This window comes from Prescottella agglutinans, from assembly GCF_004011865.1.
GTDB lineage: Bacteria > Actinomycetota > Actinomycetes > Mycobacteriales > Mycobacteriaceae > Prescottella > Prescottella agglutinans.
Window position 1 is genome coordinate 319,348 of record NZ_RKLP01000003.1, and the last position, 22,116, is coordinate 341,463.

The following is a 22,116-nucleotide window of genomic DNA, read 5'->3' on the forward strand; positions in this document are numbered from 1 at the left end:
CAGCTGCGAGGGGTGGCTGCCCCGCTCACCAAACTGCTGATCTTCGCGGTGGTCACGATCGTCGCGACGGGCTTTCTCGCCCTGACGATCGCGAACACCAGTTCCACGGGGGGAACGAAGTTCAACGCCCGGTTCACCGATGTCACGTCGCTCAACAAGGGCGACGAGATCCGCATCGCCGGTGTCCGCGTCGGCCAGGTGACCAAGATCGAGATCGTCGACGATCGGGAAGCGCAGGTCGAGTTCGCGCTCACCGACCGGGACTGGCTGCCCGCCAGCACGACGGCGACGATCCGGTTCCGCAACCTGGTGGGGCAGCGGTACATCGCGCTCGAGCAGGGCACCGGGCAGCAGGGCTACAAGATGAACGCGGGCGAGACCATCCCGCTCGACCGGACCAAGCCGGCCGTGAACCTCACGACCCTGTTCAACGGCTTCCGGCCGCTGTTCCAGACGCTGAGCGCCGACGACGTCAACAAGCTGTCGTACCAGATCATCCAGGTCTTCCAGGGGGAGGGCGGAACCATCGAGGAGCTCGTGGCGAACACCGCGTCCCTGACCAACACGATCGCCGACAAGGACAAGGTGATCGGCGACCTGATCACCAACCTGAACAAGGTGCTCGACACCGTCAACCAGCGCGACGAGCAGGTCGACCAGCTGATCGTGAACACCGAGCGCCTGGTGAGCGGGCTCAACGCCGACCGCGGCGTGATCGGCCAGTCGGTGCAGTCGCTGTCGGAACTGACCAGCGCGACCGCCGATCTGCTGGTGCCGACCCGGCCGTCGATCCAGGGCTCGATCGCGGGCCTCAACGCGCTGGCCGGGCACGTCAACGAGCGATCCGACGATGTGAACCAGGTGCTGGCGAACCTGCCGGTGAAGATGGAGAAGCTCGGCCGCGCCGGTAGCTACGGGTCGTGGTTTCAGTTCTACCTGTGCGGCATCGACATCGTCGCCGGGCCGGGAACGGCGCCGCAGCTCAACCTCCCGTCGAACCTGCCGACGGTCAACCAGCCGATCTACACCAACGCGGCTCCCCGCTGCTACGCGGACGGTGCCCGATGACGAAGAAGCGCAATCCGGCGGTCACCGGCGGCCTCGGCATCCTGGTGATCCTGCTCGCGACCATGTCGGCGTTCTTCCTCGACAGCCTGCCGATCGTCGGCGCCGCCAACCGGTACACCGCCGAGTTCTCGGAGGCCGCGGGCCTCAAGCCGGGCAACGAGGTGCGCGTGGCCGGGGTGAAGATCGGCAAGGTCACCGACATCGACCTGGCCGGTGACCGCGTGCTGGTGACGTTCCAGACCAAGGACGCGTGGGTGGGCGACCAGAGCACGGCGTCGATCCAGATCAAGACGATCCTGGGGCAGAAGTACCTGGCCCTCGACCCGCGCGGCACCGAGGTGCTCGACCCGGGGACGCCGATCCCGCTCGAGCGGACCACCTCGCCGTACGACGTCATCGACGCGTTCGGCGACGCGGCGACGACGCTCGAGGAGATCGACTCGACGCAGTTGGCATCGAGCTTCGAGGTGCTGTCGCAGGCGTTCGCCGGGACTCCCGACGAGATCCGCGGCTCGCTCGACGGCGTCACCCGACTGTCGGAGACGATCGCCAAGCGCGACCAGGAACTCGGAAAACTGTTCGAGGCGACCAAGCAGACGTCGCAGATCCTCGCCGACCGGAACGAGCAGTTCGAGAAGATCCTCGCGAACGGCGGCACGCTGCTGGCGGAACTCAACACCCGCCAGCAGGCGATCGGTCAGCTGCTCACCAGCACGCAGACGCTGTCACGGGAGCTCACGGGCCTGGTGGCGGACAACGAGGCCCAGATCACGCCGGCGCTCACGCAGTTGCAGGGCGTCATCGACATCCTGAACGCAAACCAGCAGAACGTGAGCAAGGCACTCGAGTACGCGGCGCCGTTCTACCGGATCTACGCCAACGTCCTCGGGAACGGCCGATGGTTCGACACCGTCGTGACCAACCTGACCCCGCCCGGGCTGCCGGACATCCCCGGATACCGCGAGCCCTTCCGCACCCTGGGGGGTAACTGATGAGTGAGACGCGGGCAGGCACCCGCAGGTGGATTCCGGTGGCTCTGATCGCGGCCTTCGCGGTCGTGGTGGCCGGTGTGCTGTGGTGGGTGTTCCAGAACGCCGGCACCACCAGGATCACCGCGTACTTCGACAAGTCGGTGGGCATCTACGAGGGCTCCGACGTGCGGGTCCTCGGCGTGAAGGTCGGCACGGTCGATTCGGTGGTCCCGCAGGGCGACCAGGTGCAGGTGACGATGACCGTCGATCGCGGGGTCGACATCCCGGCCGACGCCAAGGCCGCGCAGGTCACGCCGTCGGTCGTCTCCGACCGCTACATCCAGCTCACGCCGGCCTACACGGGCGGCGAGAAGATGGGCCGCGACGCGACCATCCCGCGGGCGCGGACGGCCACACCGGTCGAGGTCGACGAGCTGTACGCGAGCGTCACCGAGCTGTCCGAGGCCCTGGGCCCGAACGGCGCCAACAAGGACGGAGCGCTGTCCGACCTCGTCGACACCGCGGCCGCGAACCTCGACGGCAACGGCGACGCGCTGGGCGACACGTTCACGCAGCTGTCGGCGGCGGCGCGGACGCTGTCGGATTCCCGCGCCGACATCTTCGACACCGTGAAGAACCTGCAGGTGTTCGTCAGCGCGCTCGCCGCGAACGACGCGCAGGTGCGTCAGTTCAACACCCAGCTGGCCGACCTGAGCGGGTTCCTGGCGGGGGAGAAGGAGAACCTGGGGCTGGCACTGAACCAGCTGTCGCTGGCGCTCGGCGACGTGGCCCGGTTCGTCGAGAACAACCGGGATCTGCTCGCGCAGAATCTCGACGGGCTCACCACCGTCACCCAGACCGTCGCCGACCAGCGGGACGCGCTGGCGGAGGCGCTGGTGACGATTCCGCTGGCGATCAGCAATCTGGTCAACGCGCACGACGCCGAGTCGGGCACGCTGCAGATGCGCGTCGACCTGCCGGATCTGCAGGACCCGTTCGGTCTGGGCTGCAAGCTCATCGACGTGGCGAAGCTGATGCCGGGCGATCCGCGGTTCGAGGCGCTGGGGCGGCAGATGCAGCCGCTCATCGACAACTGCAAGGTCGTCACCGACCAGCTCACCGCCGGTGTGAAGACCCCGACGCTGAACCTGCCGCTCGGCATCCTCAGCGGCGACAACCAGCAGCGCGGCACGGTGCCGGGCACGGTGCCCGGCACGCCGTCGCCGCGGTTGGGCGGAACCCAGGGGGGCACGCCGTGAGGACTGTACGGACGAGGGCGGCGGCGGTTGCCGCGGGAATGTGCGTGCTCGCGGTGGCCGCGACGGGATGCGCCTCGGGCGGGATCTACTCGGTCCCGCTGCCCGGTGGCGCCGACATCGGCAAGGACCCGATGCACGTGAAGATCGAGTTCGACGACGTGCTCGACCTGGTGCCCCAGTCGACGGTGAAGGTCGACGGTGTCCCGGTGGGGCGGGTCGAGACCATCGAGGTGGCGAACGACGGCTGGACCGCGCAGGTCGACACCCTGCTCAACAGTTCGGTGGATCTGCCGGCCAACGCGGTCGCCGAGGTGCAGCAGTCGAATCTGCTGGGCGAGAAGTTCATCGCGATCTCGGCGCCGGACGCGAATCCGTCAGCCGACCGGCTGGCGAGCGGCGACACGATCCCCGTGGACCGCACCCGGCACGCCACCGACATCGAGCAGGTGCTCGGCGCGCTGTCGCTGCTGCTCAACGGCGGCGGCGTCGCGCAGTTGCAGCCGATCGTCTCGGAGCTCGAGAAGGCGCTCGACGGTCGGGAGACGAAGGTCCGCGGCCTCCTCGAGCAGGCGAACACCCTGATCGCGGGTCTCGACGAGCAGCGCGACTCGATCACCCGTGCGCTGGACGGCCTCGACACGCTGAGTGCGCGGGTCGGTGACCAGACGGGCAAGCTCGAGAAGATCCTCGACGAGCTCCCGGAGGGCGTGAACATCCTCGCCGAGCAGCGTCCCCAGCTGGTCCAGATGCTCGCCCAGGTGGATCGGCTCGGCCAGGTGGGCACCGACGTCATCAACGAGTCGAAGGACGACCTGATCGCGGACCTGCGGGCGCTGCGGCCGACGCTGCAGCAGCTCGCGGACGCCACCCCGGACATCATCACGTCCGCGCCGATCGTGCCCACGTTCCCGTTCCCGGACTCGATCATCCCCTCGATCCACGGCGGCATGTCCAACGTGTTCCTGTCGATCGACCTGCAGATCGGTGACGTCCTGTCGAACCTCGGTGTCGGTGAGCCCGACCCGGTGTACTACCCGCCGAAGTACGGCCCACCGGTGCCGGTCAACCCGGACAACCCGTACTACAACGGCAACGGCGCGCGTCCGGGTTGGCCGACGGTGTCGCTGCTGCCGCTGCCGCCGATCGTGCCCAATCCGGTTCCGGCGCCCGGCACCTCGCCGGTGTCCGCACCGCAGAACCCGTTCGATGCGTTCCTGAAGCAGCTGGGGGTGGGTGAGTAATGGTCTCGCGTCTGGCCAGGTGGCAGTTGGTGGCGTTCATCGTCGTCGCCGTGCTCGGTATCAGCTACGTCGGTGCCAAGTACGTGCGTCTGGACACGCTGCTGGGATTCGGTGAGTACCAGGTGGACGTGGAGCTCGCGACCTCCGGCGGCATCTTCACCAACGCCGAGGTGACCTACCGCGGAGTGCCCGTCGGGCGGGTCGGTGACCTCACGCTGACCGAGAGCGGCGTGTCCGTGGCGCTCATGATCAGCGACGATGCCCCGCAGATCCCGGCGTCGGCGCGGGCGGTCGTCGCCAACCGCTCGGCGATCGGCGAGCAGTACGTGGACCTGCAGCCGGACTCCGACGAGGGGCCGTACCTCACCGACGGCTCGGTGATCACCGAACCGAACACGGCGACGCCGATCCCGGTCGAGGACCTGATCGGGAGTGTCGACAGCCTCGCCCGGTCGGTGCCGACCGATGCGCTGCACACCACCGTCGTGGAGTTGGGGAACGCGTTCACCGGCAAGGGAGAGGACCTGCAGGTGCTGGTCGACTCGCTCGGCCGGTTCACGGCGACCGCGAACGAGGCGCTGCCGCAGACGCTCGCGCTCATCAGCGACGGCCGGACGGTGTTCGACACCCAGGCCGACCAGTCCGGTGCGATCCGCGCGTTCAGCGACGGTCTCGCGCAGGTGGCGGCGCAGCTGAAGTCGAGCGACCCCGACGTCCGACGGCTGATCGGAACCGGCACGGACGCCAGCGACACCGTCGGCAAGGTCGTGGCGAACAGCGGCGAGGCCCTGACCGCGAATCTGACGAACATCGACACGACGCTGACCACGCTCGCCCCGCGGTCCATCGCGCTGCAGCCGCTGTTCCAGTTCCTGCCGGCGCTGTCGGCCGGTGCGTCGGATGTCGCGCCCGGTGACGGCACCATCCATTTCGGGCTCGTGCTCGAGACCAACAATCCGGTGCCGTGCACGCAGGGCTACGAGGGCACGCAGGAGATCCTCGCGCAGATGAAGGCGCAGAACCCGAACTTCGACGACACCGTCGACGACTTCCCGTTCAACACGAAAGTGCGGTGCGCGGTCGAACAGGGCAACCCGACCGGCGTCCGCAGCGCGGAGCGCATCGTCTACGCCGATCCGCGGACCCCGCAGCCGTGGGACAGTACCCCCAAGACCGATCCCGACAAGTTGAATCTGAACCCGATCGCCACCCAAATCGCGACCCTGATGGGCGTCGTGCCGGTGCGGTAGCGTTCGGCGAGCATTCGTTACCCGAGAGTAAGGTTGCCGTGTGACGGACACCACGACAAAGAACAGCAAGACCCTCGTCGCGGCGACCGTCGCGGTGGTCGTTCTCCTCGTCGGAGCCGTCGTGGCGGCCGGCTGGTTCGGTGTCGGATGGGCGAGGGCCGCATTCGTGGAGAAGCCCGCGGCGGAGGCCCGCGAGTCGGCGCTGTCCGACGCCCGCCAGGCGGCGATCAACCTCAATTCGTTCGACGCGCAGAACCTCGAGCAGTCGTTCGCGAACATCGAGTCGTCGATCACGGGCGGCCTCGTCGACGACCTGAACTCGACGAAGGACCAGCTCACGCAGCAGACGGAGCAGACCGGGGCCCGCAGCGCCGCCGAGGTGCTCGGTGCGACCCTGACGGCGCTCAACACCGACGACGGCACGGCCGATGCGCTCGTCGTCCTCGCCACCACGACCACGTGGCCCGACCAGTCGTCACGCAAGGTTCGGGTGACGATGCGTCTGACCATGGACGAGGGTGACGACGGCGTCTGGCGCGCGTCGAAGTCCGTGAACCTGGGCAACGCGGCGGTGCTCGACGAGTCTCCCGCACCGGCGCCCGCGCCGCCCCCGCCGGCGGATCCGAAGGTCGGATCGGCGACGCCCGCGCCCGACACCGGCGGCCAGTAGCGCCCACCTGCCCCGCCCGATCCGGGTCGACGTCCCCTGCGGTGTCGTTGCCCGCTGGAAGGAGTTCTCCAGTGCCTCCCATTCGTCGTAACACCAGGTTGAACACGCCGCAGCGTCGACCCAAGATCGCCGGCACCTCAGGTCGTCCCGGGACCGACGAGAGTCCGGTGTCGAGTTCGACGCCGGTCGACTCGACGCTCGTTGAGGCGCCCGAGGTCGAGACGGTGGCGGCGGCCCGGGCTGCGGTCGCCGAGCAGAGCCCCGCAGCCGAGGCGCGTCCCGCCGTCGCGACCGACACGGTCGCGCACACCGGGGCCGAGGGCGCGTCCGCGGAACCGGAGGCGCCCGGCGGGCGCGGCGGCCGGCTCGGCTGGCGGCTCGTCGCCGTCCTGGGTGCGGCGGCGGTGGTGGCGGCGGCCTTCGCGGCCGTGGCGGCGTTCCGGCCGGGAGCGCAGGTGAGCAACACCGCGTACGTCGACATCGCGACCACGTCGGAGGTGACGGAGGCGACTCGCGCCGCGCTGACCACGCTGTACGCGTACGCCCCCGATTTCGTCGACCAGTACCCGGATCGGGCCCGGGGCGTGCTGACCGAGAACATGCGGGCCGAGTTCGACAAGACGGTCGATCCGACGGTGTCGGCGGTCAAGCAGTCCGGCACGAGCACCACCGTCGAGTTGAGCGACGTGGGGGTCAAGGTCCTGGACGGTGATCGGGCCGAATTGATCGTGAACATGACCGTCAGTGCCGAGGCGAACGGCGTCGCGCAGGACAGTGCGTCGGGTCCGTTGATCGTTCAGATGGAAAAAGTGGACGGCGTGTGGCTATTGTCTGACATTGCGGATCAGTAGTCGGGCGCTCGAAACAGATCGGTCAGCGCCTTTCCTGTAGCCCGACGCCCACGGTCCCGAATCCTCCCGGTGCTCCCGACGGTCACTTCGAGTCGAAACACCGGGACTAGGCTTGACGCAGCGATGATCACGCGTCACTCTATGCGTGAACATTCACGCGGTCTGCCGCGTGCGGCACCCACTCGGGGTGTCCTTTCTGCTGCCCGACTCGACATCTACTGAGTTTGGGTGTACTTTTGGACGTTGCGCTGGCTGCCTCCTGTCCACCTCTCGACCTCACTGCGGCGAAGTGATCCGCTTCCTGCTCCTGTGGCGAGGCTTCGTTCGGGTTGTGACCAGCGAATTCGCCCCACATGAAGAAGCAGATACAGCGGCGGTCGCACCAGCAAGAGCGGCCCGCGTGAGGTGCTGGAAGGACGCATCTTGGCAGTCTCTAGCCAGACCAAGGCAGTTGCCGGAATCCCCGGAGCCCCCAGGAGGGTTTCGTTCGCGAAGATTCGCGAGCCCCTCGAGGTGCCAGGGCTCCTCGATCTACAGACTGATTCGTTCGAATGGTTGATCGGCTCGCAGGGCTGGCGTGAGCGCGCAGCCGCGCGTCTCGACGGAGCGGTCCAGGGTGGTCTCGACGAGATCCTGGCCGAGCTCTCGCCGATCGAGGATTTCTCGGGGTCGATGTCCCTGTCCTTCTCCGACCCGCGCTTCGACGAGGTCAAGGCCTCGGTCGACGAGTGCAAAGACAAGGACATGACCTACGCGGCGCCGTTGTTCGTCACCGCGGAGTTCATCAACAACAACACCGGTGAGATCAAGAGCCAGACGGTCTTCATGGGTGACTTCCCGATGATGACCGACAAGGGCACGTTCATCATCAACGGCACCGAGCGTGTCGTCGTCTCGCAGCTGGTCCGCTCGCCGGGCGTCTACTTCGACGAGTCGATCGACAAGAGCACCGAGAAGACCCTGCACAGCGTCAAGGTCATCCCGGGCCGTGGTGCGTGGCTCGAGTTCGACGTCGACAAGCGCGACACCGTGGGTGTGCGCATCGACCGCAAGCGTCGCCAGCCGGTCACCGTGCTGCTCAAGGCACTGGGGTGGACCACCGAGCAGATCACCCAGCGCTTCGGCTTCTCCGAGATCATGATGTCGACGCTCGAGAAGGACAACACCGCCGGCACCGACGAGGCGCTGCTCGACATCTACCGCAAGCTGCGTCCGGGCGAGCCGCCGACGAAGGAGAGCGCGCAGACCCTCCTGGAGAACCTGTTCTTCAAGGACAAGCGCTACGACCTCGCGCGTGTGGGCCGCTACAAGCTCAACAAGAAGCTGGGCCTGAACAGCGGCCTGCCGGTCGAGGCGTCGACCCTCACCGAGGAAGACATCGTCGCCACGATCGAGTACCTGGTGCGTCTGCACGCCGGCGACACCACGATGACCGCGCCGGAAGGCGTCGAGGTCCCCGTCGAGGTCGACGACATCGACCACTTCGGTAACCGTCGTCTGCGCACGGTGGGCGAGCTCATCCAGAACCAGATCCGCGTGGGCCTGTCCCGCATGGAGCGCGTCGTCCGCGAGCGCATGACGACTCAGGACGTCGAGGCGATCACGCCGCAGACCCTGATCAACATCCGCCCGGTCGTCGCCGCGATCAAGGAGTTCTTCGGAACCTCCCAGCTGTCGCAGTTCATGGACCAGAACAACCCGCTGTCGGGTCTGACGCACAAGCGTCGTCTGTCGGCGCTCGGCCCGGGTGGTCTGTCGCGTGAGCGCGCCGGCCTCGAGGTGCGAGACGTCCACTCGTCGCACTACGGCCGCATGTGCCCCATCGAGACCCCTGAAGGCCCGAACATCGGTCTGATCGGCTCGCTGTCGGTGTACGCGCGGGTCAACCCGTTCGGCTTCATCGAGACGCCGTACCGCAAGGTCGTCGACGGCCAGGTCACCGACCAGGTCGACTACCTGACCGCGGACGAGGAGGACCGCCACGTCGTGGCGCAGGCCAACTCGCCCGTCGACTCCGCCGGTCACTTCACCGAGGACCGCGTCCTGGTTCGCCGTAAGGGCGGCGAGGTCGAGTTCGTCTCGTCCTCGGACGTCGACTACATGGACGTCTCGCCGCGGCAGATGGTCTCCGTCGCCACCGCGATGATTCCGTTCCTCGAGCACGACGACGCCAACCGTGCCCTCATGGGCGCGAACATGCAGCGTCAGGCGGTGCCGCTGGTCCGCAGCGAGTCCCCGCTGGTCGGTACCGGCATGGAGCTGCGTGCCGCGGTCGACGCAGGCGACGTCATCGTCACCGAGAAGAGCGGTGTCGTCGAGGAGGTCTCCTCCGACTACGTCACCGTCATGGCCGACGACGCCAGCCGCAAGACGTACCGTCTGCGCAAGTTCGCGCGCTCGAACCAGGGCACGTGCGCCAACCAGCGTCCGATCGTGGACGAGGGCCAGCGTGTCGAGGCCGGTCAGGTCCTCGCCGACGGCCCCTGCACCGAGAACGGTGAAATGGCGCTCGGCAAGAACCTGCTCGTGGCGATCATGCCGTGGGAGGGGCACAACTACGAGGACGCGATCATCCTGTCGCAGCGCCTCGTGGAGGAGGACGTGCTCACCTCGATCCACATCGAGGAGCACGAGATCGACGCCCGCGACACCAAGCTCGGTGCCGAGGAGATCACCCGGGACATCCCGAACGTCTCCGACGAGGTGCTGGCCGATCTCGACGAGCGCGGCATCGTCCGCATCGGTGCGGAGGTCCGCGACGGCGACATCCTGGTCGGCAAGGTCACCCCGAAGGGCGAGACCGAGCTGACCCCCGAGGAGCGCCTGCTGCGCGCGATCTTCGGTGAGAAGGCCCGCGAGGTTCGCGACACGTCCCTCAAGGTTCCGCACGGTGAGTCCGGCAAGGTCATCGGCATCCGCGTGTTCTCGCGCGAGGACGACGACGATCTGCCTCCGGGCGTCAACGAGCTGGTCCGCGTCTACGTGGCCCAGAAGCGCAAGATCCAGGACGGCGACAAGCTCGCCGGCCGCCACGGCAACAAGGGCGTCATCGGCAAGATCCTCCCGCAGGAGGACATGCCGTTCCTGCCCGACGGCACCCCTGTCGACATCATCCTGAACACCCACGGTGTTCCGCGTCGTATGAACATCGGCCAGGTGCTCGAGACGCACCTCGGCTGGATCGGCAAGACCGGCTGGAACGTGCAGATCGCCTCGGACGGCACGCGTCCCGAGTGGGCGCAGAACCTGCCCGAGGAGATGCTCTCCGCGCCGGCCGACTCGAACATCGCGACGCCGGTGTTCGACGGTGCCAAGGAGGACGAGCTCACCGGTCTGCTCGGTTCGACGCTGCCGAACCGTGACGGCGAGCAGATGGTCGGGTCGGACGGCAAGGCGACGCTGTTCGACGGTCGCTCCGGCGAGCCGTTCCCGTACCCGGTGTCGGTCGGCTACATGTACATCATCAAGCTGCACCACCTGGTCGACGACAAGATCCACGCGCGTTCGACCGGTCCGTACTCGATGATCACCCAGCAGCCGCTCGGCGGTAAGGCCCAGTTCGGTGGCCAGCGCTTCGGTGAGATGGAGTGCTGGGCGATGCAGGCGTACGGCGCCGCCTACACCCTGCAGGAGCTGCTCACCATCAAGTCGGACGACGTGGTCGGCCGCGTGAAGGTGTACGAGGCCATCGTCAAGGGCGAGAACATCCCCGAGCCGGGCATCCCCGAGTCCTTCAAGGTGCTCCTCAAGGAGCTCCAGTCGCTGTGCCTCAACGTGGAGGTGCTGTCCTCGGACGGCGCTGCCATCGCGATGGCGGACGGCGACGACGAGGACCTCGAGCGTGCCGCCGCGAACCTGGGCATCAACCTGTCCCGGAACGAGGCCGCGACCGTGGACGATCTCGCGAACTAGTTTTCGGTCCCCGGGCTGCGATCCGTCGCAGCCCGGGGGCGCTAGAGCACATTTGAATTGGCAGTCAGGAGAAGCGGATCTCACCCGCTGATCCACAATCCCTCTGGGGAAAGGAAGTTACGTGCTCGACGTCAACTTCTTCGATGAACTCCGCATCGGTCTCGCGACCGCGGAAGACATCCGCAACTGGTCCTACGGCGAGGTCAAGAAGCCGGAGACCATCAACTACCGCACGCTCAAGCCCGAGAAGGACGGCCTCTTCTGCGAGAAGATCTTCGGCCCCACCCGGGACTGGGAGTGCTACTGCGGTAAGTACAAGCGCGTCCGCTTCAAGGGCATCATCTGTGAGCGCTGCGGCGTCGAGGTGACCCGTGCGAAGGTGCGTCGTGAGCGCATGGGCCACATCGAGCTCGCCGCTCCGGTCACCCACATCTGGTACTTCAAGGGTGTGCCGAGCCGCCTCGGCTACCTGCTCGACCTGGCTCCGAAGGATCTCGAGAAGATCATCTACTTCGCTGCCTACGTCATCGTCGGTGTCGACGAGGAGCTGCGTCACAACGAGCTCTCCACGCTCGAGGCCGAGATGGAGGTCGAGAAGAAGACCGTCGCCGACCAGCGCGACGCCGATCTCGAGGCCCGCGCCCAGAAGCTCGAAGCGGACATCGCCGAGCTCGAGGCCGAGGGTGCCAAGTCCGACGTCCGCCGCAAGGTCAAGGACGGCGGCGAGCGCGAGATGCGTCAGCTCCGTGACCGCGCCCAGCGTGAGCTGGACCGGCTCGAGGAGATCTGGAACACCTTCACCAAGCTGAGCGTCAAGCAGCTCATCGTCGACGAGTCGCTGTACCGCGAGCTGGTCGACCGCTACGGCGAGTACTTCACCGGCGCGATGGGCGCGGAGTCCATCCAGAAGCTGATGGAGAACTTCGACATCGAGGCCGAGGCCGAGTCCCTGCGCGAGACCATCCGCAGCGGCAAGGGCCAGAAGAAGCTGCGTGCTCTCAAGCGCCTCAAGGTCGTCGCCGCGTTCCAGCAGTCGGGCAACTCGCCGATGGGCATGGTCCTCGACGCCGTCCCGGTGATCCCGCCGGAGCTGCGCCCGATGGTCCAGCTCGACGGTGGCCGTTTCGCGACGTCCGACCTGAACGACCTGTACCGCCGCGTCATCAACCGCAACAACCGCCTCAAGCGACTGATCGACCTCGGCGCCCCCGAGATCATCGTCAACAACGAGAAGCGGATGCTGCAGGAGTCCGTGGACGCGCTGTTCGACAACGGCCGTCGTGGCCGGCCCGTCACGGGCCCGGGCAACCGTCCGCTGAAGTCGCTGTCCGATCTGCTCAAGGGCAAGCAGGGCCGCTTCCGTCAGAACCTGCTCGGTAAGCGCGTCGACTACTCGGGCCGTTCGGTCATCGTCGTCGGTCCGCAGCTCAAGCTGCACCAGTGCGGTCTGCCGAAGCTCATGGCGCTCGAGCTGTTCAAGCCGTTCGTCATGAAGCGTCTGGTCGACCTCAACCACGCGCAGAACATCAAGTCCGCGAAGCGCATGGTCGAGCGTCAGCGCCCCCAGGTGTGGGACGTCCTCGAAGAGGTCATCAACGAGCACCCGGTGCTGCTGAACCGTGCACCTACGCTGCACCGCCTCGGCATCCAGGCCTTCGAGCCGCAGCTCGTCGAGGGCAAGGCCATCCAGCTGCACCCGCTCGTCTGTGAGGCCTTCAACGCCGACTTCGACGGTGACCAGATGGCCGTGCACCTGCCGCTGTCCGCGGAGGCGCAGGCCGAGGCCCGCATCCTGATGCTGTCGTCGAACAACATCCTGTCGCCGGCATCGGGCCGTCCGCTCGCCATGCCGCGTCTGGACATGGTGACGGGTCTGTTCCACCTGACCCGTCAGGTCGACGGTGCGGTCGGCGAGTACAAGCCGGCCACCGACGGTCAGGCGGAGCACGGCGTGTACTCGTCCCCGGCCGAGGCCCAGATGGCCGTCGACCGTGGCGTGCTGTCGGTGCAGGCGGGTATCAAGGTGCGTCTGACGCATCAGCGTCCGCCGCGTGAGGTCGAGGCAGAGCTGTTCCCCCAGGGCTGGAACTACGGCGACGCCTGGACCACCGAGACGACTCTCGGCCGCGTCATGTTCAACGATCTGCTCCCGGCGGACTACCCGTTCATCAACGAGCAGATGCCGAAGAAGCGTCAGGCGACGATCATCAACGATCTCGCCGAGCGCTACCCGATGATCGTGGTCGCGCAGACCGTCGACAAGCTGAAGGACACCGGCTTCTACTGGGCCACCCGTTCCGGCGTGACGGTCTCGATCTCCGACGTCCTCGTGCCGCCGGAGAAGGCTCAGATCATGGAGCAGTTCGAGGCGCAGGCCGACCAGATCGAGAAGAAGTACCAGCGCGGTGCTCTCAACCACGCCGAGCGCAACAGCGCCCTGGTGAAGATCTGGTCCGAGGCCACCGACGAGGTCGGTAAGGCCATGGAGGCCCACTTCCCCGACGACAACCCGATCCCGATGATCGTGAAGTCCGGCGCGGCCGGCAACATGACTCAGGTTCGCTCGCTCGCCGGTATGAAGGGCCTGGTGACGAACCCGAAGGGTGAGTTCATCCCGCGTCCGATCAAGTCCTCCTTCAAGGAGGGCCTGACGGTCCTCGAGTACTTCATCAACACGCACGGTGCTCGTAAGGGTCTGGCCGATACCGCTCTCCGTACCGCCGACTCGGGTTACCTGACCCGTCGTCTGGTGGACGTCTCGCAGGACGTCATCGTCCGCGAGGTGGATTGTGGCACCGAGCGCGGCATCATCACGCACATCGCCGAGAAGCAGGCGGACGGCACGATCATCCGCGACGCGCACGTCGAGACCTCGACGTACGCCCGCACCCTGGCCTCGGACGCGGTCGACGAGAACGGCAACGTCATCGTCGAGCGTGGCCACGACCTGGGCGATCCCGCGATCGACGCGCTGCTCGCTGCGGGTGTCACGCAGGTCAAGGTCCGCTCGGTGCTCACCTGCACCACGGCGACCGGTGTGTGTGCCACGTGCTACGGCCGTTCGATGGCCACCGGCAAGCTCGTCGACATCGGCGAGGCCGTCGGTATCGTCGCCGCACAGTCGATCGGTGAGCCCGGTACCCAGCTGACGATGCGTACGTTCCACCAGGGTGGTGCGGCCGGCGCGGCCGACATCACCGGTGGTCTGCCGCGTGTCCAGGAGCTGTTCGAGGCCCGCGTCCCGAAGGGCAAGGCGCCCATCGCGGACGTCTCCGGCCGGGTGCAGCTCGAGGACGGCGAGCGCTTCTACAAGATCACCATCGTCCCGGACGACGGTGGCGAAGAGGTTGTCTACGACAAGCTCTCGAAGCGTCAGCGTCTGCGCGTGTTCAAGCACGACGACGGCAGCGAGCGTCTGCTGGCGGACGGCGACCACGTGGACGTCGGACAGCAGCTCATGGAAGGTGCTGCCGACCCGCACGAGGTGCTGCGTGTCATGGGCCCCCGTCAGGTGCAGATCCACCTCGTCAACGAGGTTCAGGAGGTGTACCGCAGCCAGGGTGTGTCGATCCACGACAAGCACATCGAGGTCATCGTGCGCCAGATGCTGCGTCGCGTCACGATCATCGACTCGGGTGCGACGGAGTTCCTGCCCGGTTCGCTGGTCGAGCGCGCGGAGTTCGAGGCGTCCAACCGTCGCGTCGTCGCCGAGGGTGGCGAGCCTGCGGCCGGACGTCCGGTGCTGATGGGTATCACGAAGGCGTCGCTGGCGACCGACTCGTGGCTGTCGGCGGCTTCGTTCCAGGAGACCACTCGCGTGCTGACCGATGCGGCGATCAACTGCCGCTCGGACAAGCTGATCGGTCTGAAGGAGAACGTGATCATCGGCAAGCTGATCCCGGCCGGCACCGGCATCAACCGGTACCGGAACATCCAGGTTCAGCCGACCGAGGAGGCCCGCGCGGCTGCGTACGCGGTTCCGTCCTACGACGACCAGTACTACAGCCCGGAGGGCTTCGGCACCGGCACCGGCGCCGCTGTTCCGCTGGACGACTACGGTTTCGGCAGCGACTACCGCTAGTCGGGACTACCGGTAACCGGTAGGAAAGTCCGACACGAAGGTCCCGTCCCCACCCGGGGGCGGGGCCTTCGTGCATTCTGGGTGGAGCACCACTGCGTATCCTGAGACCGAGCCGGACTAATCGACCAATTCGGAGGGCGAGATGGCGGGGAAGAAGATCGATCGGGTCAAGGCCGAGAGCGCGCTCGAGGTGGTTCGTGAGAGCCCGACGATCGCGCTGATCGTCGCGGCGCCGGCCATCGTCGTGTTCGGTGTCCTGTGGTGGCTCACCGGGTTCGGGACGGCGCTGCTGGTGACGCTGGTCGTCGCGGGTCTCGCCGTCGTGGCGAAGAAGGTTTTCTAGCTACAGCTTCGCGACTCGAGCGACGGCACGGGCCTCGCCGTCGACGAGGAACCACAGCCGCAGCGACGTGTCGTCGTCGATCGCGTGGATCCGGACGTGGTCGCGGGCGAAGATCGGGCTCAGATGCTCGACGACGGCCCGGTGCGGCACCTCGCCCAGATCCGGCCGGTCGGCCAGGTACTCCTCGACCGCGTGCCAGTAGGTTGCGTTGTTGACGTGGTTGAACGGGTCGATGTCCGTGGTTCGCAGGTGGAATGTGCGGTCCCCGACGTCCAGGTCCTCCCAGTCGTCGGTCTCGGGTGGCGTCGCCGACAGCCACGGCTTCCAGCGGAGTCGGTGCTCGTCGGTGGTGCTCCCCAGGACCTCGAGCAGCCCGTCGCTGATCCGCGCCGGCATGCCGGTGTCGGTGCCGATGTTGATCCAGAATCCCTCGGTCTCGATCAGCGCGTCCCCGTCGCTGGTCAGTTGCACCCGCATCGCCGACCATCGGGTCGAGTGCGCGGCGCACCAGCGACGGAGGCGGATGCGGTCCGGCCACACGGCCGGACGGTGCACGTCGATCACGGTCCGCCGGACGACCCACAGCGGATCGGTGTCGTCGAACCCGAAGGCGGCGAGGTTGTCGCTGCCTATGTCCTGTAGGTACCGCGCGACGCCGTCGAGTCGCAGGCGGTAGGCACTGTCCACGTCTGCCGTGCGGATGGGCCGCGCGCTCTCGAAGCAGTGTTCGGGCGGCGGTGCCGGCGCGAGCGCGTGCGGCGTGGTGACGATCTGCGTTGCGGGGGCGATCTGCTCGGAAGCCACGGTGATCCCTCGGTTCGGCGGTTGTCGCCAGCGATTGTGGCAGGTCGTCGGCGAGTCGTCACCCGATTCCGGCGGAGGACGCGGTGGATGCTTGTTTCGTCGGCGGGGGGCCGAGTACAGTCCTGTAGCTGTAACTAGGTGTCACATGAAACATGTCACACGGAATCGGTCACACCAGGCTGTCACATCGGCGCCGTGTCCGGGCGTGCACCGCGTCCGGGCGCGCGAAGGGCGGGAATCGAAATGGCCTACGTCATCACCCAGGCGTGCTGCAACGACGCGAGCTGTGTCTCGGCGTGCCCCGTGAACTGCATCCACCCGACACCGGAGGAGGCGGAGTTCGCGACCACGGAGATGCTCTACATCGAGCCGCAGGCCTGCATCGACTGCGGCGCGTGTGTCGATGCCTGCCCGGTCGGCGCGATCTTCCCCGAGGACCAGCTGACCGCGTCGCTCGAGCGGTACCGGGAGATCAACGCCGACTACTACACGCGACACCCGCTGCAGCCGGGGTGGATCCCGCTGACGCCGGCGGCCCCGCCGGTGCGGGATCTCGGCACGCTGCGGGTCGCGATCGTCGGCGCCGGGCCGGCCGCGTGCTACGCCGCCGAGGAGTTGCTCAAGCGCTCCGACGTCGAGGTCGAGATGTTCGAGAAGCTGCCGACGCCGTGGGGGCTGGTCCGTGCGGGTGTCGCGCCGGACCATCCCGGCACCAAGGCCGTGACCGAGATGTTCGACTGGTCGCTGGGGCGGGACGCGTTCCAGTTCCACCTCAACGTCGAGGTCGGCAAGCATGTCAGCCACGCCGATCTGCTGGCCCACCACCACGCGGTGATCTACGCGGTCGGGGCGTCGAGCGACCGCGCGCTCGGGATTCCCGGCGAGGACCTGCCCGGCAGCCACGCCGCGACCGAGTTCGTGGCCTGGTACAACGGACACCCCGACTACGCGGACCGCACCTTCGACCTCTCTGGCGAGCGGGCCGTCGTCGTCGGCAACGGCAACGTCGCGCTCGACGTCGCCCGCATCCTCACGGCGGACCCGGACGACCTCGCGAAGACGGACATTGCGGACCACGCGCTCGAGGCGTTGCGGCGCAGCAATATTCGCGAGGTGGTGCTGCTGGGCCGGCGCGGACCCGCGCAGGCCGCGTACACCAACCCCGAGTTCCTCGCCCTCGGTGACCTGCCGGGCGTGGACGTCGTGATCGACCCGGTCGAGGTGGAACTCGAGCCCGCGTCGCAGGCGCTGCTGGACAGCAGTTCCGTCGAGCCCGCCGTCGTGACGAAGGTGCGCCTGGCGCAGGAGTTCTCGCAGCGCACACCGACGCCGGGCAACAAGCGGATCGTGTTCCGGTACCTGGCGTCGCCGACCGAGGTCCTCGGCGCCGAGCGCGTGGACGGGCTGACGGTGGCCGCCAACGAACTGGTCGAGGACGCGTCCGGTGCGCTCACCGCGCGGCCCACCGGGCGCACCGAGCGCGTCGACACCGCGCTGGTGCTCCGCGCGATCGGCTACCGCGGGCGGCCGCTGGCGGGCGTGCCGTTCGACGACCGCCGGGGGGTGATCCCGAACGACCGCGGTCGTGTCGTCGCCGGTGCGGGGGAGTCGCTCGACGGGGTGTACGTGACCGGGTGGATCAAGCGCGGCCCCAACGGCGTCATCGGCACCAACAAGACCTGCGCCAAGGAGACGGTGGCCCGGATCGTCGAGGACTTCGAGGCGCGTCGGCTGCCGGCGCCGGCCGGTGGCCGCAAGGAACTCGGGAAACTGCTGGCGCGCCGCCGGCCCGAGCGGATCTCGCGGCGCGGCTGGGACGCGATCGATCGCACCGAACGCGCACGGGGTCAGGCCTCGGGGCGGCCGCGAGTGAAGATGACCGACACGGCGGAGATGGTGGTGGTCGGTCGTCAGCGCCGGGGTCTGTTCGCCGGGTGACTTCCGGGTAGCGTCACGGCGAGGGGCATCCGGGCCCTGCGAATTCGGAGGTGGGAAGTGCGCGCAGTGGTGGTCACGGAACTGGCGGGACCGTCGTCGATGGTGGTGCAGGACGTACCCGAGCCGGACGCGACGGGCCTGGTCCTGATCGACGTGAAGGCCAGCGGCGTGTGCTTCCCGGACCTGCTGATCAGCTACGGCAAGTACCAGTTGCGTCCGGAACCGCCGTTCGTGCCGGGTACCGAGGTTGCCGGTGTCGTCGTCAGCGCCCCGGAGGACAGCGGATTCGTGCCGGGGCAGCGGGTGCTCGCGGTGTCGAGCCTCGGTGGCTACGCGGAGCAGGTCGCGGTCCATCCGGCGCTGGTGCTGCCGATCCCGGACGAGCTGGAATTCGACGAGGCCGCGTCGCTGATCATCAACTACCAGACCATGGAGTTCGCGCTGGGGCGCCGGGCCAGGCTGCAGCCGGGCGAGACCGTCGCGATCCTCGGTGCGGCGGGTGGTGTGGGGACGTCGGCGATCCAACTGGCGAAGGCGCACGGCGCGCGGGTGATCGCGGTGGTGCGCCGCGACGGTGCCGACGACTTCCTGCGCGAGATCGGCGCCGACGACGTCGTACGCCTCACCGACGGTTGGGCGGGCCGCGTGCGTGAACTCACCGGCGGGCGGGGCGCCGATGTCGTGGTCGATCCGGTCGGCGGCGACGCGTTCGACGACGCGGTGCGTGCCCTCGCACCCGAGGGTCGCCTGGTGGTGATCGGTTTCGCCGGCGGGGGCATCCCGTCCGTCAAGGTCAACCGGGTCCTGTTCCGCAACATCAGCATCGTCGGCGCCGCGTGGGGAGAGTTCCTGCGGCACGAGCCGTCGGCGCTCGCGGAGACGCATGCGGCGCTCGTGAAGCACGTTCGTGCCGGGTTGCGTCCGATCGTCAAGGTGCGATACCCGCTGGCGTCGGCAGCCGAGGCGCTCAGCGACCTCGAGGCCGGCCGGGTCCTCGGAAAGGCCGTCCTCGTGCAGGACTGACTGTGTTCCTCATCACCTGACGCCCTCCTGCGCGGAAAATCTGTTGCTGCAGGTACGGGGCGCGTGGTGTCGTGGATGGGTCGCGAATTCGGGTGGGGACCGAGCATCCTTGCGTTGTTGCAATAGTTGCGCAGTCGCTACTATTTCCGGTCGTGGCAGATGTGACTCCAGATCAGGTCTACGACGCGCTCGAGGAGTTCATCATGCGTCTTCTTGGCATGGGGGAGTCCGAGTCGATGGACACCCTGGTCGCGATGGACCTGTCGTTCTCTCAGGTTCGCGCGCTCTTCGTGCTGGCGCAGCACGGGGAGCCGATCGCGATCAACGAGGTCGCCGAGTGTCTTCGGATGTCGGTGGCCGCTGCCGGTCGGAACATCGACCAGTTGGTGTGCCAGGAACTGGTACTGCGCCGTGAGGACCCCGGAGATCGCCGGATCAAACGGGTCTCGCTGACGGAGTCCGGGCGAACCCTGGTCTCTCGTCATCTCGAGGACAAGCGTGACGAGCTCCGTGCGTTCGCAGGACGGCTGGACCAGCCGGATCGCAGGCGGTTGCTCGAGGCCCTTCAACCCATACTCGCAGGCGACGCCCTGCGGGCCCGAAGTCAGGAATTCTGTACATGACGACGCCCAACTCGTCGACCGGACCCCAACCAGGGGCGCCCGAGTCGGACAAGATCGACGGCGCGGTCCTGAAGATCGCTTCCGTGGTGGTGCTCGGCGCCATCATGTCCATCCTCGACGTCACGGTCGTCAGCGTCGCGCTGCCGACGTTCGTGCGCGAGTTCGACACCACCGTCGCGGTCGTGGCCTGGACCATGACCGCCTACACGCTGGCGCTGGCCACCGTCATCCCGGTCACGGGCTGGGCGGCTGACAGGTTCGGCACCAAGCGTCTGTACATCAGCGCGCTGATCCTGTTCGTGATCGGTTCGGTGCTGTGTGCGTTCGCGTGGAACATCACGACACTGATCGTGTTCCGCGTGATCCAGGGCTTCGGCGGCGGCATGCTGATGCCGCTGGGTATGACGATCATGACGCGCGCGGCCGGGCCGGAGCGGGTCGGTCGGGTCATGGCGGTCCTCGGCATCCCGATGCTGCTGGGCCCGATCGGCGGTCCGATCCTGGGTGGCTGGCTGATCGACGCCGCGAGCTGGCACTGGATCTTCCTCATCAACCTGCCCGTCGGCATCATCGCTCTGACCGCGGCGGTCAAGCTGCTGCCGAAGGACCAGCCGAGCCCCTCGCAGCCCTTCGACTTCGTCGGCATGCTGCTGCTCTCGCCGGGTCTCGCGCTCTTCCTGTTCGGTGTGTCGTCGATCCCGGAGACGGGCACGATCGCGTCGGCGCGCGTGCTGGTCTCGGCCGGTATCGGACTCGTGCTGATCCTCGGCTTCATCTTCCACGCGCTCCGCAAGGATCATCCGCTGATCGACCTGCACCTGTTCCAGAACCGTCAGCTGACGGTCGCGGTGCTCACCACGACGATGTTCATCATCGCGTTCATGGGCGCGGGTCTGCTGTTCCCGAGCTACTTCATCCAGGTGCGTGGCGAGTCGACGCTGGCCGCGGGTCTGCTGCTGGCCCCGCAGGGCATCGGCGCGATGGTGACGATGCCGATCGCCGGCCGCCTGGTGGACAAGATCGGTCCCGGCAAGATCGTCCTCACGGGTCTGCCGCTCATCGCGCTGGGCATGTTCTCGTTCACCCAGCTGAGTGCCGACTCGCCGTACTGGCTGCTGCTGGGCTCGCTGTTCGTGCAGGGCCTCGGTATGGGCTGCACGATGATGCCGCTGATGACGGCCGCGATGGTCACGCTCAAGCACGAGATGATCGCCCGTGGTTCGACGCTGATGAACATCGTCCAGCAGACCGCCGGTTCGATCGGTACCGCGACGATGTCGGTGGTCTTGACCAACCAGCTGCTCGACCGTCCCGCGGCGGGCGCGGCGATCGCCTCGCACGAGAACCCGGCCATCGCGGAGCAGGTTCCGCCGTCGATCCTCGAGCAGGGTTTCGACGCTGCGGCGCAGGCCTTCGGCAACACGTTCTTCGTCGCGTTCGTGCTGGTTCTGTGCACGCTGATCCCCGCGTTCTTCCTGCCGCGCCGGCGGACCACGCCGACGACCGAGGACGTCCAGCCGGTGATGATGCACTGACACCCTGCTGCACCCCGGAGGGCCCCCGAGCGACGCGTTCACTCGGGGGCTCTTCGCGTTGTCCGAGTTCGGGTCGGCGCGTCGCCGGGAACCTGTCGGGGGTCGGTTCTATCGTCACGACAGGAGCCTCGAGTTAGGGAAGGGGCGATCATGGCTGTCGAGCCTGACGTCGCGTACAACCCGGACAACACTTCGCACTGGCACTACTACGCGGTGGTCGGTACCACGATCGACGGCGGTCACACGCTCGCCGAGTTCGGTCCGCACGACAACGCACTCCTGGCGCTGCAGGTCGCCGTCCAATCGGTGAACCACACCGCGTTCTCGATGTTCGAGCAGGGGGTCGTGGGGAACATGTTGGCCGACTTCGGTCTGGTGGAGCGCCTCCCGGTCACGAACTTCGCGATCGAGCGGCAGCACGCCGTCACCCGCGTGCCGGACTTCGAGTGGTCGCTGAGCGGTGGTCGGAGGGATTGGGGTACGGCGGCCGATCTGAGCGCCTGATCCGCATCTGACCTGCGGCGACGTGGGTTCGCGGCGGCGCGCG

At 67.6% G+C, this 22,116-nt stretch carries 16 protein-coding genes; 15 read left to right on the top strand and 1 reads right to left on the bottom strand.

Annotation, left to right across the window (positions count from 1 at the left end; genetic code table 11):
* Positions 1 to 3 precede the first annotated feature (3 nt).
* From EGT67_RS08455 to EGT67_RS08500, 10 genes are all read left to right on the top strand, one after another.
* Complete coding sequence (locus tag EGT67_RS08455) at positions 4 to 1,068, top strand: MCE family protein (RefSeq protein ID WP_127915717.1); 1,065 nt, start codon at positions 4 to 6, stop codon at positions 1,066 to 1,068.
* On the top strand, positions 1,065 to 2,060 hold the full coding sequence (locus tag EGT67_RS08460; protein ID WP_127915610.1) for an MCE family protein: 996 nt from the start codon (positions 1,065 to 1,067) through the stop codon (positions 2,058 to 2,060). Before EGT67_RS08455 ends, EGT67_RS08460 begins: the two co-directional genes overlap by 4 nt.
* Positions 2,060 to 3,298, top strand: a complete 1,239-nt coding sequence (locus EGT67_RS08465; RefSeq protein WP_127915611.1) for an MCE family protein — start codon at positions 2,060 to 2,062, stop codon at positions 3,296 to 3,298. The genes EGT67_RS08460 and EGT67_RS08465 overlap by 1 nt, the downstream gene beginning before the upstream one ends.
* Before the next feature lie 38 nt (positions 3,299 to 3,336).
* Positions 3,337 to 4,539 carry an MCE family protein gene (locus tag EGT67_RS08470; RefSeq protein ID WP_206612328.1) on the top strand — a complete coding sequence of 401 codons (1,203 nt, stop codon included), beginning with the start codon at positions 3,337 to 3,339 and terminating at the stop codon, positions 4,537 to 4,539.
* A complete protein-coding gene (locus EGT67_RS08475; protein ID WP_127915613.1) occupies positions 4,539 to 5,789 on the top strand; it encodes an MCE family protein in 1,251 nt (416 codons plus the stop codon). Before EGT67_RS08470 ends, EGT67_RS08475 begins: the two co-directional genes overlap by 1 nt.
* A gap of 40 nt (positions 5,790 to 5,829) precedes the next feature.
* The gene (locus EGT67_RS08480) at positions 5,830 to 6,459 is read left to right on the top strand and encodes a mammalian cell entry protein (RefSeq protein ID WP_127915614.1); all 630 of its coding nucleotides are present in this window, start codon (positions 5,830 to 5,832) and stop codon (positions 6,457 to 6,459) included.
* 167 nt (positions 6,460 to 6,626) lie between these two features.
* Complete coding sequence (locus tag EGT67_RS08485) at positions 6,627 to 7,310, top strand: mammalian cell entry protein (RefSeq protein WP_241565940.1); 684 nt, start codon at positions 6,627 to 6,629, stop codon at positions 7,308 to 7,310.
* Between the two features lie 405 nt (positions 7,311 to 7,715).
* Positions 7,716 to 11,222: a DNA-directed RNA polymerase subunit beta gene (rpoB, locus tag EGT67_RS08490; RefSeq protein WP_127915616.1), complete on the top strand. Its 3,507-nt coding sequence runs from the start codon at positions 7,716 to 7,718 to the stop codon at positions 11,220 to 11,222.
* 121 nt (positions 11,223 to 11,343) lie between these two features.
* Positions 11,344 to 15,303 (top strand): DNA-directed RNA polymerase subunit beta', encoded by a 3,960-nt coding sequence (locus EGT67_RS08495; RefSeq protein ID WP_127915617.1) that lies wholly within the window; start codon positions 11,344 to 11,346, stop codon positions 15,301 to 15,303.
* Positions 15,304 to 15,445: 142 nt separating this feature from the next.
* Positions 15,446 to 15,646, top strand: coding sequence for a hypothetical protein (locus EGT67_RS08500; protein WP_127915618.1), 201 nt, complete (start codon positions 15,446 to 15,448; stop codon positions 15,644 to 15,646).
* Here the strand turns inward: EGT67_RS08500 and EGT67_RS08505 are convergent, their stop codons facing one another.
* On the bottom strand, positions 15,647 to 16,450 hold the full coding sequence (locus EGT67_RS08505; protein WP_127915619.1) for an acyl-[acyl-carrier-protein] thioesterase: 804 nt from the start codon (positions 16,448 to 16,450) through the stop codon (positions 15,647 to 15,649).
* Between the two features lie 243 nt (positions 16,451 to 16,693).
* Here EGT67_RS08505 and EGT67_RS08510 point away from each other — a divergent pair, with 243 nt between their 5' ends.
* The 5 genes from EGT67_RS08510 to EGT67_RS08530 all read left to right on the top strand — a co-directional run bounded on the left by EGT67_RS08510 (position 16,694) and on the right by EGT67_RS08530 (position 22,073).
* Entirely contained in the window at positions 16,694 to 18,388 is a 1,695-nt protein-coding gene (locus EGT67_RS08510) for an FAD-dependent oxidoreductase (protein WP_127915620.1), read from the top strand.
* 57 nt (positions 18,389 to 18,445) lie between these two features.
* Complete coding sequence (locus EGT67_RS08515; RefSeq protein WP_127915621.1) at positions 18,446 to 19,411, top strand: NADPH:quinone oxidoreductase family protein; 966 nt, start codon at positions 18,446 to 18,448, stop codon at positions 19,409 to 19,411.
* A gap of 152 nt (positions 19,412 to 19,563) precedes the next feature.
* Positions 19,564 to 20,034 (top strand): MarR family winged helix-turn-helix transcriptional regulator, encoded by a 471-nt coding sequence (locus EGT67_RS08520; protein ID WP_164877503.1) that lies wholly within the window; start codon positions 19,564 to 19,566, stop codon positions 20,032 to 20,034.
* Positions 20,031 to 21,569: a DHA2 family efflux MFS transporter permease subunit gene (locus EGT67_RS08525; RefSeq protein WP_127915622.1), complete on the top strand. Its 1,539-nt coding sequence runs from the start codon at positions 20,031 to 20,033 to the stop codon at positions 21,567 to 21,569. The genes EGT67_RS08520 and EGT67_RS08525 overlap by 4 nt, the downstream gene beginning before the upstream one ends.
* A 150-nt stretch (positions 21,570 to 21,719) precedes the next feature.
* Complete coding sequence (locus tag EGT67_RS08530; protein ID WP_127915623.1) at positions 21,720 to 22,073, top strand: hypothetical protein; 354 nt, start codon at positions 21,720 to 21,722, stop codon at positions 22,071 to 22,073.
* Positions 22,074 to 22,116 lie beyond the last annotated feature (43 nt).

Excerpts from the sequence above, each read along its gene's own strand:
- EGT67_RS08525 (WP_127915622.1), top strand. The coding sequence starts at position 20,031 with ATGACGACGCCCAACTCGTCGACCGGACCCCAACCAGGGGCGCCCGAG.
- EGT67_RS08465 (WP_127915611.1), top strand. The coding sequence starts at position 2,060 with ATGAGTGAGACGCGGGCAGGCACCCGCAGGTGGATTCCGGTGGCTCTG.
- EGT67_RS08500 (WP_127915618.1), top strand. The coding sequence starts at position 15,446 with ATGGCGGGGAAGAAGATCGATCGGGTCAAGGCCGAGAGCGCGCTCGAG.
- EGT67_RS08460 (WP_127915610.1), top strand. The coding sequence starts at position 1,065 with ATGACGAAGAAGCGCAATCCGGCGGTCACCGGCGGCCTCGGCATCCTG.
- EGT67_RS08470 (WP_206612328.1), top strand. The coding sequence starts at position 3,337 with ATGTGCGTGCTCGCGGTGGCCGCGACGGGATGCGCCTCGGGCGGGATC.
- EGT67_RS08530 (WP_127915623.1), top strand. The coding sequence starts at position 21,720 with ATGGCTGTCGAGCCTGACGTCGCGTACAACCCGGACAACACTTCGCAC.
- EGT67_RS08475 (WP_127915613.1), top strand. The coding sequence starts at position 4,539 with ATGGTCTCGCGTCTGGCCAGGTGGCAGTTGGTGGCGTTCATCGTCGTC.
- EGT67_RS08510 (WP_127915620.1), top strand. The coding sequence starts at position 16,694 with ATGGCCTACGTCATCACCCAGGCGTGCTGCAACGACGCGAGCTGTGTC.